This is a genomic window from Streptomyces sp. NPDC004629, from assembly GCF_042873595.1.
Classification (GTDB): domain Bacteria; phylum Actinomycetota; class Actinomycetes; order Streptomycetales; family Streptomycetaceae; genus Streptomyces.
Genome location: NZ_JBIALO010000006.1, coordinates 81,803 through 97,405, shown reverse-complemented (window position 1 = coordinate 97,405; position 15,603 = coordinate 81,803). Strand labels below are relative to the sequence as shown.

Here is a 15,603-nt window from a genome sequence, read left to right as displayed (position 1 = left end):
GGGTTGGTGGTGGGCCGGGTGTGGTTTGGTGGTGGGGCGGTGACGTGGGTGGTTGGCCGGGTGCGGGTCGGCTGTCCGGTGGTGACGGCGGCGGTCGGCGGGGTGTGAGTCGACCCACAAGTGCCCGTCGTGCCACCGGCGATACGCCCTGTTCGCCCCCAACGCCCCTTTGAGCCCTCTGTGTCGGCCACCCGTCGGCGGCTACCGTGTCACCAGCAACGATCTGCTCCAAGCCGGGGCGGAGCAGAAAAGCTCAAGGGGGACGCGCCGTGGGGCGTCTGAGGGGCGGGGCCGTCACCGCCGCCGTCGTGATGCTTGCCGTGGCCGGCTGCACGGAGCTGCAGACGGACGGATCCTCCGGGGCCGAGGGCACGGACCGCGGGGGTGCGGCCCTGGCCGCCGCGGACTCACTGACCGTCAAGGGGCGGGCCCCCAAGACCGGTTACGCCCGCGACCGGTTCGGCACGGCCTGGGCCGACACCGACTCCAACTCCTGCGGCACCCGCGTTATCTCTGTGCTTCGCCGGGCGATTGAGGCGTTTGCGCAGTTCACTCAGGGAGCGGTGCGCTGTGCTTACTGAGAGGCACGTGGGTCACCGGGGTGTAGGAAACGCACGCCTCTTCCATACGGCGACGATGCTGGCGGTTGCCGTGCTTCTCGTCTCGGGTTGCGAGGGCCTCGGCGAGGACAACTCCTCGACGGGGTCAGGGTCAACCGCGTCGGACGGGCGGGCGGTCAGTCCGCTCAGGAACCCGGACGGCACGAAACCAGGGCTCGCGCCCGTGGCGGCGGACGCGGACAAGGCTGCGGCCCGCACGCTCATTGAGGGGCTGACCGTGAAGGGACGCGGACCGAAGACGGACTACGCGCGCGACAAGTTCGGCTACGCATGGATGGACACGGCCGACGGGGTGCCCCTCGCGAGGAATGGGTGCGACACTCGAAATGATCTCATCCGTCGTGACGGTCGGAAGCTCCGTTTCCGAGCCGGCTCCGACTGCGTGGTCATCGCCATGACGCTGCACGACCCGTACACGGGGACGACCATCGAGTGGCGCAAGCAGCAGGCCTCCGAGGTTCAGATAGACCACGTGGTGCCGCTGTCGTACAGCTGGCAGATGGGTTCGTCACGCTGGCCGAAGAGCAAGCGTGAGCAGCTTGCCAACGACGTGCTCAATCTGATCCCGGTCCAGGGGCGGGCCAACTCGGCCAAGGGCGACTCCGGACCCGCGTCCTGGCAGCCGCCCAACAAACAGATCAGGTGCGCCTACGCCGTCCGCTTCGCGCAGGTTGCCCACAAGTACGACCTTGCGGTGACGGCAGCGGACAAGGCGATGATGCTGAAGCAGTGCGGCGCCGGGTAGTGACCCGGTGAACTGGGAAAACGCGCTCGGTTTCGAGCTGTCGGACACGTACGCTCCATTGCGTGGCTGATCGCATACAGGAAATCGTGACGAGGTTGCCAGGGCTGAAGAGCGTCACCGACGTGTGGAAGGTGGCTGACCGCCGTCTCGCTCGCGGGGATGCCGCCTTCGTCGCGGACCTCGGGATCGCGCTCGCCGGGGCGTACGGCTCGGACACCAGGCGGATCTGGCAGTACCGGAGCGTCTTTGATTACCTGCTTCGCCTGCTGGTCACCACCCCCGGTTCTGGGAACGTCGCCCAGGCGCTGCGCCTGGTCTCCTCGGCGGAGGCCGGCGACAGGAAGCTGGACCGCTACACGGCCTCCTTGCTGGCCTCCGGCCACCCGGCAGCGGAACTGGCGGTGGCGTTCAGCGGGAAAGCCTCGGAGGAACTGCGTGCCTGCCTCGTTCACGAACTGGTCCTCAGGGGCGTCGGCGTGACGGAGATACCGGAGATCGCGCAGTGGGCGACATCGTCGCACTGGAGGCACCATCCTCTTGGATGGCTGCCGTTGGCGCTGTCCGACGTGGAAGGGCAGCCGGATCTGCCGAGCTACAGCGCCCGGGGCAGCAGCTACTCGATGCCGTACGGCCCGTCGGAGAACCGCGGCCTGGCAGTCGTCGCAGGAGCACACGTTCCATCGGCCGAGGAGACGACGACCGAAACCGTGGCCGAGGGCATCGGCGCGGCGGTGACGAACTGGGCCGAGGAGTCGAACGGCCGGATCGAGGCTCAAGTCTTCGAACTGGCAGATCCTCTGGAGGACGAGTCGGTACCGAGCCTGTTGCTGGCGCTGGGGCTGGAGTGCTTGAAGGGCGCGGGGAAGAAGTCCGGGTTCTCGGTCGCAGCCTGCCCGCCTGAGCAGGTGTGGCGGTTGCTTTTCTCCGCCGCGTCAACGGGAGGGGCCTACAACTCCGGCGCCTACGGTGCCTACGGCCGGCTGGCCGCGTGGCAGTCCCTGGCCCGCCTCTCCGGGGCCACGGAGGGCGACCCCGCAGAGGCGGTCGAGGTACGTGCTCAAGCGTGTGCCTGGTACGGCTTCAGCACCGACACGCAGTGGTTCGAGCAGGTGGCCTGGGATATCGGCCTGGCGGCGGTGTCTCCGGAGCGCCGACGGCTAGCGGTGCTGGCCGCGACGGACACCGACTGAACAAGACCATGTCCCTAGGGAGACGGAACGGCCCGAATCGCACGGCGGAGGCTGGTACGTGCGGCGGTCAGGTCGTCTTCCGTCTCCCGCAACCGGCGCTCCAGGGTGGCAATCCGATCCCGTGCCTCTGACAGCTGCTGGCCCAGCACGGTGTTCCGCTGCTCCAGATGCTGCACCCGCTCGACCAGCTGACGACGGTCCACATCGTGCAGCTCCGCACCCAGGGAGAGGCGCACGCGTTCCCGGAGACGGTCCCTTTCCTTCCTCAGATCCTTGATCTCTTCGCGGGCCAGGGCGAGTTCGGTCTGCAGGCCGGCGGAGGTGACCTGCCCTGAGTTCGGCGCGGCAGTGGTGCGGCGTCCGTGGTCACGCTGCTGCTGCATGGCGGTCTGGACGGCGTTGCGCACCTGTGTCTGGTTGGAGACGAACCAGGTGGACACCGAGGCTTCGCGCGCCACGCGAGCGGCGGTGATCCGCTCGCCCGAGGCAAGGAGGTCGTGAACAACCGCACGCTGAGCGTCAGCTGCCGAGCGCGTCCAGGTCGAGGATCTTGCCGGCCGGCTTCTTCGCCGGCACGGGCCGGTCGTAGTCGCCGAAGGTGAGGCGCACCGCGTCCTTCGCGGAGCCGCCGTCGACCTTCAGCAGATACGGCTCGCCCTCGGTGGCGACGTACAGCGTGTAGCGGTCCTTGCCGTCCTTCTCGTGCAGGACGATCGCGGGCGTGCCCCCGACGGTGGACGCCTTCCCGCGGGTGGCGTCCGAGTGGACGTCGTCCGCGCCCGAGAGCACCGAACCCAGGTCGCAGAAGCCGGCGATGTCCTTGGCGTCCTGGCCCTTCGCGGACATCTTGGTCCACTTGCCGGCCAGCATCGCCACGGCCGCATCGGTGTCCGCCTTGGACTCGCCCTTGCTCTGGGCGCGCAGGAACGCCTCGTCGTACTTCATGTAGACGATGGTGCCGGTCTTGATCAGATCGGCCTTGCCCTGCCCGTCGAGGCTCAGGGTGCCGGCGCATTCGCCCTTCTTGTCCAGGGCCATGTCGATCCGGATGGTGCCGTCGGACGCGTCGTCGGCGATGTCGCCCGTCATCCGCAACGACGAGGCACCCGTGGTGGCCTTCATCGCCCGGTCGGCGATCTGACCTCCGGTCAGTCCGGCGAACGGCTCCTTCGGTTTGTTGTCCGCCTTGTCCTGACCCTGTTGGCAGCCGGTGAGCCCCGCGGCGCTCACGGCGGCGAGACAGAGAACGGCGAGTGCGGTGCGACGCATGGGAGTTCCTCGGTGAAGTGAGACGGGGCTGACAACGGCGGACGGCGACGGATGGGGCCAACGGTCCTGTTCGTTGAGTCAATGAGAACAGAGCTTGTGAACCGAGTCAACATAGAACGGACGGTGCTAGGTGTACACGAGCGTGAAGGGGTGGATCATGTAAATATCGGTATGCTCGGCGTCACACACCGACGAGGGGAGTGGGGCGCGTGCAGGACAACGCAACGGAAGTGACCGCGGCGGGGATCGCGCGGCTCGCCGGCGTCGGCCGTGCCGCCGTCAGCAACTGGCGCCGCCGGCACGCCGACTTCCCCAAGCCGGTCGGCGGCACCGAGACCAGCCCGTCCTTCGCGCTGGCCGAGGTCGAGGCATGGCTGCGCAAGCAGGGCAAACTCGCCGAGGTCCCGCTGCGCGAACGCGTCTGGCAACAGCTCGCCGGACACCCCGCGGGCCCGGTCACCGCCCTGGTGCACGCGGGGTGCGTACTCCTGCTGATCCATGAACGGCCCGCCCTCTGGCGGGACGCGAGCACCGGCACCGACGAGCGCCTGGCCGCGAAACTGCCCGGCGCGCTGGAGCAGGCGTTGACCCCGCGCTTCGGCGCACCGGGCGGCGCGGCGCCGCACGCGCACTCCTCGGCCGGCGCCCCAAACCGTGTGAACCCCCAGCCCGCCGTGAACAGCCGGCCGGCTGTGAACCCTCAGGCTCCTGTGAACTCGCAGCCCACTGACAACCCCCGGGCCGCCGTGAACCCCCGTGCCGTTGTGAATCCCCGTGCTGCCGCGAACACTCGGCCAGCCGCGAACAGCCGTGCCGCTGTGAACGCCCCGGTTACTGTGAACCCCCGCGCTGCCGTGGACCCCCGTGCCGCTGTGAACGCCCCGGTTGCTGTGAACCCTCAGCCCGCCGTACATACCGCCCCCGCGGTTCACACGCCCACCGGCCCCGAACTGCTTCCCTCCGCCCCGCTGCTCCGCGGCGTCGCCGAACTGGCGGCCGAGGCGGGCGCCCCGCGGACGTTCGAGTTCCTGCTGGGGCGGCACCTGGACGCCAACCCGCGCCAGTACACGCTCACCCCGGCCGAACTCGCCCGGCTCATGGCCGACCTCGCGGGCCCCGCCCGTACCGTGCTCGACCCGGCCTGCGGCACCGGCGCCCTGCTGTGTGCCGTGACCGCCCGCCCCGACCAGGAACTGCACGCCCAGGACAGCGCCGCCGACCTCGCCGCGCTCACCGCGCTCCGGCTCGCGCTGCACACCCGCGCCACCGTCCGCGGCGCCGCCGGCGACAGCCTGCGCGCCGACGCGTACCGGTGGCTGCGCGCCGACGCCGTCCTGTGCCATCCGCCGTTCAACGAGCGCAACTGGGGCCACGACGAACTCGCCTACGACCCCCGCTGGGAGTACGGCTTCCCGGCGCGCACCGAGTCCGAGCTGGCCTGGGTGCAGCACGCGCTGGCCCGGCTGCGGGACGGCGGTACCGCCGTGCTGCTCATGCCGCCCGCCGCGGCCTCCCGCCGCTCCGGCCGCCGGATCCGCGCCGACCTGCTGCGGCGCGGTGCGCTGCGGGCCGTCGTCGCGCTGCCGGTCGGGGCGGCGCCGCCGTACAACATCCCCTTGCACGTCTGGATGTTGCGCCGCCCCGACCGGGCTCTCGCGCAACCCGAGGCGCTGCTCGTGGACACCGGGCGGTTCGCCGCGCAGGGGCGGGGCGGGCCGGACTGGCAGGCGGTGCGGGACGCCGTCCTGGACGCCTGGCGCGCCTTCGAACGCGCGGGGCGGCTCGACGAACGGCCGGGGCTCGCGCGTTCCGTGCCGGTGATCGAACTCCTCGACGACGATGTCGACCTCGCCCCGGCCCGGCACCTCCCGCCGCCCGCCGTGGCCGACGGCGCGGAGCAGCTCACGGCGGTTCGGGAGCGGCTGGGCGAGACCCTGCGCCTGGCCGCCGGGCTCACCCCGCCGCCCGCCGACCCCGCGCGGCCGGCGCGCTGGCCGCTGACGACGGTCGGCGAACTCGCGCGCGGAGGCGCCCTGTTGATGCGCACGGGCGGAAACGGAGGGCACGCGCGTGTGCCCGTCCTCACCGACCATGACGTCCTCTCCGGAGCCGTGCCCTCCGGGACGCTCCCGGAGAGCGACGAGGAAGCCGTGCTGACCGAACCGGGCGATGTCGTCGTCCCGGTGCTCGGCGGCGGTTCGGTGGCCCGTGTGATCGACGACGCGACGGCCGGCGCCGCGCTGGGCCGCAACCTCGTGCTGCTGCGCCCCGATCCCGCGGCGCTCGACCCGTGGTTCCTCGCCGGTTTCCTGCGCGGCACCGCCAACAACCGGCAGGCCAGCAGCTACGCCTCCACCGCCACCCGCCTCGACGTGCGCCGCCTGCACCTGCCGCGGCTCCCGCTCGACGAACAGCGGCGCTACGGGGCGCGTTTCCACGCCCTCGACGAGTTCGAGCGGGCGCTCGGGCGCGCGGGCCGGCTCGGCGAGCAACTGGTGCGCGGGATGTACGACGGCCTGACCGACGGCACGGTGGCGCCCGACTGAGACCGGCGGTACCGGACGTCCCGTGCGGGACGTCCCGTGCGGGCGGGCGCGGGCGCCGCGGGTCGACAACGGTTCGGTAGCTCCCTGTCCACATCGTTGGACCGCTTGTCCCCGGTGGGCCATATGCTCGAAGCGACACCGCCCGACCGGCGTCGCCCGCCCAGCGGACCGTGCCGGCGGGCACGTACGCCCACTTCAGGCACCACAGGAGCAGCCATGCAAGGCCACGGCTATGCACAGCCGGTGAAGCAGCCGCCGCACCCCGCGTGGCTGGTCTTCCTGCGCGTGCTGTTCGTGGGGCTCGCCTTCGCCAGCATGGGCTTTGTGAGCTGGGCGATGATGCTGCGCCTGGCCGCCGTGACCCGCAGGGCGCTGGACTGGGGCCTGCTCGTGGCGGTCCTGGTGGCCGACGTGCTCAGCGTGGTGCTGCTGGGCAGCGAGCCGGGCGACGAGATCCACAGCCCCGGCGGCTATCTGGGCCTCACCGTGCTCCTCTTCACGCTCGTGGCCTCGACCGCGTACTACCTGGTCGCGGACATACGCCACTTCCAGCGGCTCCAGGAGGCCCACGGCGGGCCGCGGACACCGGCGTACGGCTACGGGCAGCCGCCGTTCACCGGGGCGACCGTACCGATCGTGCCGCAGCCCGGGATACCGCACACGCCCGTACCGCACACCCCCGTACCGCACGCGCGCGCACCGCACATCCCCGCACCGCACGTGCCCGTTGCCCGCCCGCCGGTGCCGCAGCCGCCGATACCCGCGCCGCCCGCGCGTCCGGCGCCCGCGCGCATCGACCAGGTGCGCGCCGAACTCGACGAGCTGAGCGACTACCTGCGCAGGCACGACGGGCAGCCCGTGGACGGCAATGGCGGCAACGGCGGCGACCACGAGGGCGGAAGGTGAGCGTGGCGACGGGACGCGTCGTCGCCGGACGCTACGAACTGTCCACGCTGATCGGACAGGGCGGCATGGGCCAGGTCTGGACGGCGTACGACCAGCGGCTTGACCGGCGCGTGGCGGTGAAGCTGCTGCGCCCCGACAAGGTGGCCGGACAGGAGGCCGACGAACTGCGCCGCCGGTTCGTACGCGAGTGCCGGGTGACCGCGCAGGTCGACCACCCCGGCCTGGTGACCGTGCACGACGCGGGCAGCGAGGGCGAGGAGCTGTTCCTCGTCATGCAGTACGTCGACGGGGCCGACCTGTCCGACCACCTCGCCGAGCACGACCCGTACCCGTGGCAGTGGGCGGTCGCGGTCGCCGCGCAGCTGTGCGCCGTGCTGAGCGCCGTGCACGCGGTGCCGATCGTCCACCGGGATCTGAAGCCCCGCAATGTGATGGTGAAGCAGGACGGCACGGTCACCGTCCTCGACCTCGGGGTCGCCTCCGTGATGGACACGGACACCACCCGGCTGACCCACACGGGCTCGCCGATCGGCTCGCCCGCGTACATGGCGCCCGAGCAGGCGATGGGCGGTGCCGTCGGCCCGTACACCGACCTGTACGCGCTCGGCGTGCTGCTGCACGAACTGCTCAGCGGCGACGTGCCGTTCGCGGGTTCCACGGCGCTCGGCGTGCTGCACCGGCACCTGTACGAGCCGCCGCTGCCCGTGCGCCGGATCCGCCCCGAGGTGCCGGAGCCCCTGGAGGCGCTGGTGCTGCGCCTGCTCGCCAAGGACCCGCAGCACCGTCCCGGGTCCGCGCAGGAGGTGTACGAGCACCTGGCGCCGCTGCTGCCCGGTCGGGGTACGCCGACCGGGCAACCGCTGGATCCCACGCGCCCCTTCCTGCGCCCGCACGCGCCCTGGCCGGACCTCGCGCGCACGCCCGTGTCCTCGCCCGCCCCGGTGCCGGCCGTTCCCGGCAGGCCCGATGTCGCCGCGGCCGTCGACGAGGTCAAGCGGCTGCTCGGCGAGGGCCGTATCACCCAGGCCGTCGACATTCTCGGCGCGATCCTGCCGGCCGCCGCCGAGCAGCACGGCGAGCACTCCCCGGTCGTGCGCACCCTGCGCAAGCAGTACGCGGCCACGCTGATGGACGACGGCCAGTACCGGCGCGCGCTGCCCGAACTGCGCCGCCTGGCCGACGAACGCGCCGCCGAGGCCGGCCCGTCCGATCCGCAGTCCCTACGCTTTCGCTACGAGGCCGCCCAGTGCCTGGAACAACTCGGTGATGCGGCGGCGGCGCTCGCCGAGTACCGCGCGCTGCTGCCGTACTACGAGAACCAGTACGTGTCCGGTGACCCGCGGCTCGGCCACGACGTGCGCCGCCGCATCGGCCATCTGCTGCTCGCGCTCGGCGACCGGCCCGCCGCCCACGACACGCTCGCGCGACTGCTGATCGACGTGGAGCGGGTGCACGGCCCCGGCCACCCGCTGGCCGCCGAGGTCAGGCGGAGCCTGCAATGGCTGGGACAGGTGCGCGGCTAGCCTTTGCCGACTCCTGTGGGAATCTTGTGATCTTTGGGGGGCGGAGTTTCCCGAAGGCAGGGACGCGGCCGGATAGGTTGCGGTTCGTTTTTGCCAGAGAGCGCGTGCCAGACGGCGGGTGCCGGACAGCGCGTGCCGGTCGGCGAGCCGTCGCGGGCACCTAGCGATCAAGCGATCAGGGGTGGGGTCTTCATGTCCAGCCATCGGCAGTCGAAGAAGCGCAGATACATCACGTGGGCGGTGGCGGGCGCCGTCGTCGCGGCCGGCGCGGGCATCGCCGCGCAGTCCTCCATGGCCGCCACCACCTGGCCCGCGCAGAAGACGTACACCGGCCGCGCCTTCGACACCTGCGCCGCGCCCTCGACGGCCGCGATGAAGGCCTGGCACACCGGCTTCTACGGGGCCGCCGCCGTCTACGTGGGCGGCAAGAACCGCGGCTGCAACCAGCCCAACCTGACCGCCTCCTGGGTCAAGTCCGTCAACGCCGTCGGCTGGAAGCTGATCCCGATCTACGTCGGCGCCCAGCCGCCCTGCCAGACCGGTTCCAGCCCGGAGAAGCTCACCGCCACCACCGCCGCCTCCCTCGGCGCGCACGATGCCGCGGACGCCGTGGCCAAGGCCGCCGCGCTCGGCATGAAGGCCGGCAGCCCGATCTACCTGGACATGGAGGCGTACGACGTCACGAACAAGGCGTGCAACAACGCCGTCCTGACGTATGTGCGCTCCTTCACTAAGACGCTGCGCGGCAAGACGTACCGCGCCGGCATGTACGGCTTCACCAGTTCCAGCGCCAAGGCGATCGCCACCGCGATCGACAAGACGGACCTGCCGGGCAACCTCTGGTACGCGCTGTGGGACAAGAAGAACACCACGACCGCGGACTGGCCGTGGGGCCCGACGCAGTACACGAACCACAGCCGCGGCCACCAGTACATGGTGAACAGCAAGGAGACGCGGAACGGTTACACGATCATCGTGGACCGGGACGCCTGGGACGCACCGGTGGCCATCGTCGGCTGACATCGCCGCGCGGGGACGGGCCGGTGCCCGAAGAGCAGGTGAATCGTTGGTCCGATGGGTTGGCCAGAGGCTGCCCACTGCCTACCATCGATCATCGCAAGACCTTGTGCACCGTCGCACAATCTCCTCGGGAGGCTTCCTTGCACCGCCGCCGTCGCACCGCGCTCGTCCTGTCCGCCGCGATCGCCGCCGCGGTACCCCTGCTCACCGCCTGTGGAAGCGAGGCGCATCCGGGCGCGGCGGCCGTCGTGGGCGGTCAGCGGATCACGGTCGCCCAGCTGGAGGACCGGGTGAACGAGGTGCGCCGGGCGCAGCAGGCGGCGGTGCCGGACGAGAGCCAGTACCAGCAGGTCCTTGCCTCCACCAGCAGCCTCACCCGCGACACCCTGCACAACATGGTCCTCGACCGGGTGCTGCACCGGGCCGCGCAGGACGAGGGCGTCACCGTGAGCCGCAAGGAACTCCAGCAGATGCGCGCCGGCCTGGAACAGCAGGCGGGCGGCGCGAAGGTACTGGAGACGACGTGGCTCCAGCGGTACGGAGTCGCACCGAACCGGCTCGACGACAATCTCCGGGTCCAGCTGGAGGCCCAGAAGCTCGCCCAGAAGCTCGGCACCGACACCTCGGCGCCCGCCTTCTGGAAGGCCATGTCCACCGCCTCCGCGGAACTCCGGGTCGACCTCAACCCGCGCTATGGCACCTGGGACGTGGAGAAGAGCAGCCGCGTCGACGCGAAGACGCCCTGGGTGCGGGAGATCACGGCGAGCGGCACCCCGCAGCAGACGGCCTGACACCGCAGGTACGAGCCGACTGCCGGTGGTGGTCCGGCGTGGTCTGGCATCGCGGGTTCGGGCCGACTGCCGGTGGTGGTCCGGTGTGGTCTGGCATCGCGGGTTCGGGCCGACTGCCGGTGGTGGTCCGGTGTGGTCTGGCATCGCGGGTTCGGGGCGATTGCCGGTGGTGGTCCGGTGTGGCCTGACACCGGGGGCAGGTACGGGCCGACCGCCGGTGATGGCCGGGGCGTGGCCTGACACCGCAGGTCAGGGCCGGGCCGCCAGCGTAGGCGGGCCAGGCCGCCGGTGCCGCCCCGGGCCTGGATCCGCCCACGCCGGTCGTACGATCGCATCGGCCGACCCTGCCTGTGGACAACTCGCGGAGCGGTCGGCGGGGGTGCGTTACGTTCGATGCGTGAACACCACCAGCCTCGAAGCCGCCGCACCGGAACCGGGCCCGGACGCCGCCCCGGGCCGCGTCGTCCTGCTCACCACCAGCCACCGCGTCGCACCCGGCCTGCTGTCCTGGCCCGCCTGGCAGGCGCTGCGCGCCGCCGACCGGGTGCTGTGCGCGGACGGCACGCATCCGCAGCTGCCCTATCTGCGGGAGGCCGGCATATCCGTCCAGGAGGCGTCCCCGAGTGCCCCCGAGCTGGTCGACGCCTGCGCCGGCGGGCACACGGTGGTGGTCGTGGCGACCGGTGAGGGCGAACCGGCCCTCACCGACGGACTGGCCCGCCTCGCCGGCTCCGGCCGCGTCCGGATGCCCGCGCTGGAACTGCTCCCCGCCTCCTACGACCTGCCGGGCGCCCGGCTCCTCGACCTCGTCCAGGTCATGGACCGCATCCGCACCGAGTGCCCCTGGTCGTCCCGCCAGACCCACCAGGGCCTGGCGAAGTACGGCATCGAGGAGGCGTACGAACTCGTCGAGGCGATCGAGGCAGGCGATCGCGACGAACTCAGGGAGGAACTGGGCGACGTTCTGCTCCAGGTCGTCTTCCACTCCCGCATCGCCGAGGAGGACGCCGACGCACCGTTCTCCATCGACGACGTGGCCGGCGGCATCGTCGCCAAGCTGATCCACCGGCACCCGCATGTCTTCGGCGACGAGACGGCCGAGACCCCGGAGGACGTCAAGGAACACTGGCTGCGCACGAAGGCGGAGGAGAAGCGGCGCGCCTCCGTGACCGACGGCGTCCCGCTCGGCCAGCCCGGGCTCGCCCTCGCCGCCAAGCTCGCCTCCCGCGTGCGTACGGCCGGGCTGGAGGTGCCGCTGCCGCGGGGCGAGGGCATCGGATACGAACTGCTGGCGCTGGCGGCGCGGGCCGAGGCGGAGGGCGTCGACCCCGAGGCGGCGCTGCGGGCGGCGGCCCGGACCTACCGGGACGCGGTGCGCAGGACGGAGGGGGTGGACGCCTAGGTGTCGCAGGCATCGCTCGGGGCAGCGGGGGACCGCCCAGGATCCGCCCAGGACCCGCTCGGGGACCGCCCGGCGGATCGACCGCTAGTACCGTGGGTCACACGGGTGGCCGCGATGCGTGGGGGCGTTGCATGGAGCGGGAGTTGGAGTGGCTCGTGGGCAAGCTCCAGGAGATGCCCGACGCACAGCGGGAGTTACGGTTCCCCGGGTACGCGAGTCCGGAGTCGATGCGCAGCTATCTGCTCGCGCTGCGGGAGCAGAGCCCGGAGGCGTACCGGCAGTTCGTCGACCGGATGAGGACCACCGGCCGCCCCACGGACGCCCCCGAACCCTGGTTCCCGCCCTACCCCGACTCCCCGTACGCCGGCTCCCCGCGCCCCGATTCCCTGTACGCCGATTCCCCGTACTCCGACTCCCCGCGCCCCGATTCCCCGCACCCCGGCTCCAACAGCCCGGCCGACGCCGATGCCGACCCCTACGACGCCGACCCCTACGATGCCGACCCCTACTACGCCGATCCCTACGGCGCCGACTCCGACGCCCGGCGTAACTCCCTTTACAGCGGCCTCTCTTACAGCGCCCTTTCCAGCAACTCCGAGACCGTAGACGCCCGCGCCGCCAGCCCCCTCGCTGACGCCCGCGCCACTGACGCCGTCGCCCATGACGCTCGCGCCGCCAACCCCCTTGCCCCTAACGCTCGCGCCGCCGACTCCCCGGTCGGCGACACCCGCTCCGAACGTGTCGACCAGGCCCCCGCACCCTCCGACGCCCTCCGCCACGACCACCCCCACCCGACCGCCTCCGCGGCTCCCGCGGCCCCCGCGCCCGCCGGTGTCGACGCCCCCGCTCCCGCCCCGCTCGCCGACCACGTCGACTTCCGCGACGCCACCTTCCACGCCGATGTGATCGGCGTGCAGCACCACCACTATCCGGCCGTGCCGATGCCCACGCCGGTGCAGTGGAGCCCCGTGGACGAGGTGGACCCCGTGGAGTTCGGGGTGCAGCCGACCCGGCTCGTCCCCGGGCTGCCGGAAGTGCCGCCGTACGTCACCCGGGACTGCGACGAACAACTGCGGGACCTGCTCCTGGAGGGCGGCGGGCTGGTCGTGGTCCTGGGCGAGCGGTCCGTCGGCAAGTCGTACACCGCGTGGAACGCCGTGCGGTCGCTGGCGGAGCAGGGGTATCTGCTCTACGCCCCCGATCCGCACGAGGACCTGCGCGCGCTGCCCACCGGGCCGAAGGGCGACGCGGACAAGCGGGTCCTCTGGCTCGACGAACTCAGCGACCACCTCGGCGGCCGGAGCGGGCTGGACCGGCGGCTGCTGGGGCGCTTCGCCCACCGGGGCATGGTGGTGCTCGGCACGATGGAGCCGGAGGAGTACTACCGGCGCCGGTCCGGGACCGGGCCCGGCGAGAGCGTGCTGACGCGGGCGCGCACGGTCGCGCTGGCCCGCGAGTGGAGCGAGTCCGAGCTGGCGCGGCTGGCCGGGCACACCGACGACCCGCGCGCCTACCCGGCCTATATGTGGAGCGGGCGGGAGGGCGCCGCCTCCTACTTCGCGATCGGGCACCTGCTGTTCGACGAGTGGCAGCGCGCCGGCACACAGGCCGAGCATCCGCGCGGGCGGCTGCTGGTGCGGGTGGCCGTCGACCTGGCACGGTGCGGTGTCACGGAGGCCGTGTCGGTGGAGCTGCTGCTGCGGGCGGCCGGCAGCTATCCGGCCGAGGGGGCGGAACGGGAACCCTGGGAGGCCGCGCTGGCCTGGGCCACGGCGCCGATGTTCGGGATATCGGGGCTGCTGGTGGAGGGGGAGACCAGAGGCACCTGGCGGGCGTACGGGGCGCTCGTCGCGGAGGCGCTGCGGGCGGGGGACCTGCCGCCCGTTCCGGACGGGGTGTGGTGGACCCTGCTGGGCGACCGGGAGGTCGACCGGGCGGCCGTCCTGGACGCGGCGAAGGCCGCGCTGCGTGCGCGGGTCGAGGGCGGCGACGTCCCGGTGATGATGCGGTTCGCGTCGCTGACCGAGGGCGAGGAGCGGGAGGGCTGGTACCGGCGGGCCGCGGACCTCGGTGACGACCGCGCGGCCCTGCTGCTGGCGACGCTGCTGCTGCGCCGCGGCGAGGACGGCCAGGCGATCCCGTACCTGGAGGTGGCGGCGCGGCGGGGAGCGGTGGAGGCGGCCCGGCAGCTCGCCGTGATCTACGAGGTCCGCGCCCGGTACTGGCGGGACCGGAGCCTGGCCCACCCCCCGCCGCCCGATACGGTCGGGGAGTGACCGACCAGCCCCACCCCCCGAAGCCCGCCCCGGCCGCGCCCGACCTCTTCACCTGGGAGTTCGCTGCAGATCCCTACCCGGCCTACGCCTGGCTGCGCGAGCACGCCCCGGTGCGCCGGACGGAGCTGCCGAGCGGGGTCGAGGCCTGGCTGGTCACCCGTTACGCCGACGCCAAGCAGGCCCTGGCCGACCCGCGGCTGTCGAAGAACCCGGCGCACCACGACGAGCCCGAGCACGCCCGCGGCAGGACCGGCATCCCGGGGGAGCGCAAGGCCGAGCTGATGACGCATCTGCTGAACATCGACCCGCCGGACCACACCCGGCTGCGCCGGCTGGTCAGCAAGGCGTTCACGCCACGGCGGGTCGCCGAGTTCGCCCCGCGCGTGCAGCAGCTCACCGACCGGCTCATCGACCGGTTCGCGGACCGGGGCTCGGCCGACCTCATCCATGAGTTCACCTTCCCGCTGCCCATCTACGCCATCTGCGACCTGCTCGGCGTCCCGCGCGAGGACCAGGACGACTTCCGGGACTGGGCGGGGATGATGATCCGGCACGGCGGCGGGCCGCGGGGCGGCGTGGCCCGGTCGGTGAAGAAGATGCGCGGCTATCTGGCCGAGCTGATCCACCGTAAGCGCGCGGCGCTGCCCGCCGAGCCCGCCCCCGGCGAGGACCTCATCTCCGGGCTCATCCGCGCCTCCGACCACGGCGAGCACCTGACCGAGAACGAGGCCGCCGCGATGGCCTTCATCCTGCTGTTCGCCGGGTTCGAGACGACCGTCAACCTCATCGGCAACGGCACGTACGCGCTGCTCACCCACCCCGAGCAGCGCCGCCGCCTGCAACGGTCCCTCGCGGCCGGGGAACACGACCTGCTGGCGACCGGCGTCGAGGAGCTTTTGCGCTACGACGGCCCGGTCGAGCTGGCCACCTGGCGGTTCGCCACCGAGCCGGTCAGCATCGGCGGGCAGCGGATCGCGCCGGGCGACCCCGTTCTCGTCGTCCTCGCCGCGGCCGACCGGGATCCGGAGCGGTTCGCAGACCCGGATGTGCTCGATCTCGGCCGGCGTGACAATCAGCACCTCGGCTACGGCCACGGCATCCACTACTGCCTCGGCGCGCCGCTCGCCCGGCTGGAGGGCCGCTCCGCACTCGCCACCCTCCTCACCCGCCTCCCCGACCTGCGACTTGCGGTGGAACCGGCCGATCTGCGATGGCGCGGCGGGCTCATCATGCGTGGACTGCGCACTTTGCCCGTAGAGTTCACGCCTGTCCGGCAAGAGACCGGAATGTGAGATTCCGGAGTCCCGTGCCCCGG

General features: G+C 72.2%; 12 protein-coding genes and 1 pseudogene. 11 read left to right on the top strand and 2 right to left on the bottom strand.

Annotated features, from left to right (window positions below; translation table 11 throughout):
* Nucleotides 1-269: 269 nt before the first annotated feature.
* The 3 genes from ACFYTE_RS10955 to ACFYTE_RS10945 all read left to right on the top strand — a co-directional run bounded on the left by ACFYTE_RS10955 (nt 270) and on the right by ACFYTE_RS10945 (nt 2,555).
* Nucleotides 270-581, top strand: coding sequence for a hypothetical protein (locus ACFYTE_RS10955; protein WP_388707804.1), 312 nt, complete (start codon nt 270-272; stop codon nt 579-581).
* Nucleotides 582-636: 55 nt separating this feature from the next.
* The gene (locus ACFYTE_RS10950) at nt 637-1,365 is read left to right on the top strand and encodes an HNH endonuclease family protein (protein WP_388707802.1); all 729 of its coding nucleotides are present in this window, start codon (nt 637-639) and stop codon (nt 1,363-1,365) included.
* Nucleotides 1,366-1,427: 62 nt separating this feature from the next.
* Nucleotides 1,428-2,555, top strand: coding sequence for a DUF6183 family protein (locus ACFYTE_RS10945; RefSeq protein ID WP_388707799.1), 1,128 nt, complete (start codon nt 1,428-1,430; stop codon nt 2,553-2,555).
* Between the two features lie 14 nt (nt 2,556-2,569).
* Here ACFYTE_RS10945 and ACFYTE_RS10940 read toward each other — a convergent pair.
* A pseudogene (locus ACFYTE_RS10940) lies at nt 2,570-3,061 on the bottom strand (DUF6262 family protein); the annotation flags it as partial.
* Nucleotides 3,062-3,074: 13 nt separating this feature from the next.
* Nucleotides 3,075-3,824, bottom strand: a complete 750-nt coding sequence (locus ACFYTE_RS10935; protein WP_388707797.1) for a hypothetical protein — start codon at nt 3,822-3,824, stop codon at nt 3,075-3,077.
* Between the two features lie 209 nt (nt 3,825-4,033).
* On the opposite strand from ACFYTE_RS10935, the gene ACFYTE_RS10930 reads away from it, so the two are divergent.
* The 8 genes from ACFYTE_RS10930 (at nt 4,034) to ACFYTE_RS10895 (ending at nt 15,580) form a co-directional block, all read left to right on the top strand.
* On the top strand, nt 4,034-6,370 hold the full coding sequence (locus ACFYTE_RS10930; protein ID WP_388707794.1) for an N-6 DNA methylase: 2,337 nt from the start codon (nt 4,034-4,036) through the stop codon (nt 6,368-6,370).
* Between the two features lie 216 nt (nt 6,371-6,586).
* Nucleotides 6,587-7,276 (top strand): hypothetical protein, encoded by a 690-nt coding sequence (locus ACFYTE_RS10925; protein ID WP_388707791.1) that lies wholly within the window; start codon nt 6,587-6,589, stop codon nt 7,274-7,276.
* A gap of 38 nt (nt 7,277-7,314) precedes the next feature.
* Entirely contained in the window at nt 7,315-8,799 is a 1,485-nt protein-coding gene (locus ACFYTE_RS10920) for a protein kinase (RefSeq protein ID WP_388708354.1), read from the top strand.
* Nucleotides 8,800-8,991: 192 nt separating this feature from the next.
* Nucleotides 8,992-9,819, top strand: coding sequence for a glycoside hydrolase domain-containing protein (locus tag ACFYTE_RS10915; RefSeq protein WP_388707788.1), 828 nt, complete (start codon nt 8,992-8,994; stop codon nt 9,817-9,819).
* A gap of 140 nt (nt 9,820-9,959) precedes the next feature.
* Nucleotides 9,960-10,610: a SurA N-terminal domain-containing protein gene (locus ACFYTE_RS10910; protein WP_388707786.1), complete on the top strand. Its 651-nt coding sequence runs from the start codon at nt 9,960-9,962 to the stop codon at nt 10,608-10,610.
* Between the two features lie 397 nt (nt 10,611-11,007).
* A complete protein-coding gene (locus tag ACFYTE_RS10905) occupies nt 11,008-12,012 on the top strand; it encodes a nucleoside triphosphate pyrophosphohydrolase (protein WP_388707784.1) in 1,005 nt (334 codons plus the stop codon).
* 131 nt (nt 12,013-12,143) lie between these two features.
* Nucleotides 12,144-14,288 (top strand): hypothetical protein, encoded by a 2,145-nt coding sequence (locus ACFYTE_RS10900; RefSeq protein ID WP_388707782.1) that lies wholly within the window; start codon nt 12,144-12,146, stop codon nt 14,286-14,288.
* Complete coding sequence (locus tag ACFYTE_RS10895; protein WP_388707779.1) at nt 14,285-15,580, top strand: cytochrome P450; 1,296 nt, start codon at nt 14,285-14,287, stop codon at nt 15,578-15,580. The genes ACFYTE_RS10900 and ACFYTE_RS10895 overlap by 4 nt, the downstream gene beginning before the upstream one ends.
* Nucleotides 15,581-15,603: the final 23 nt, after the last annotated feature.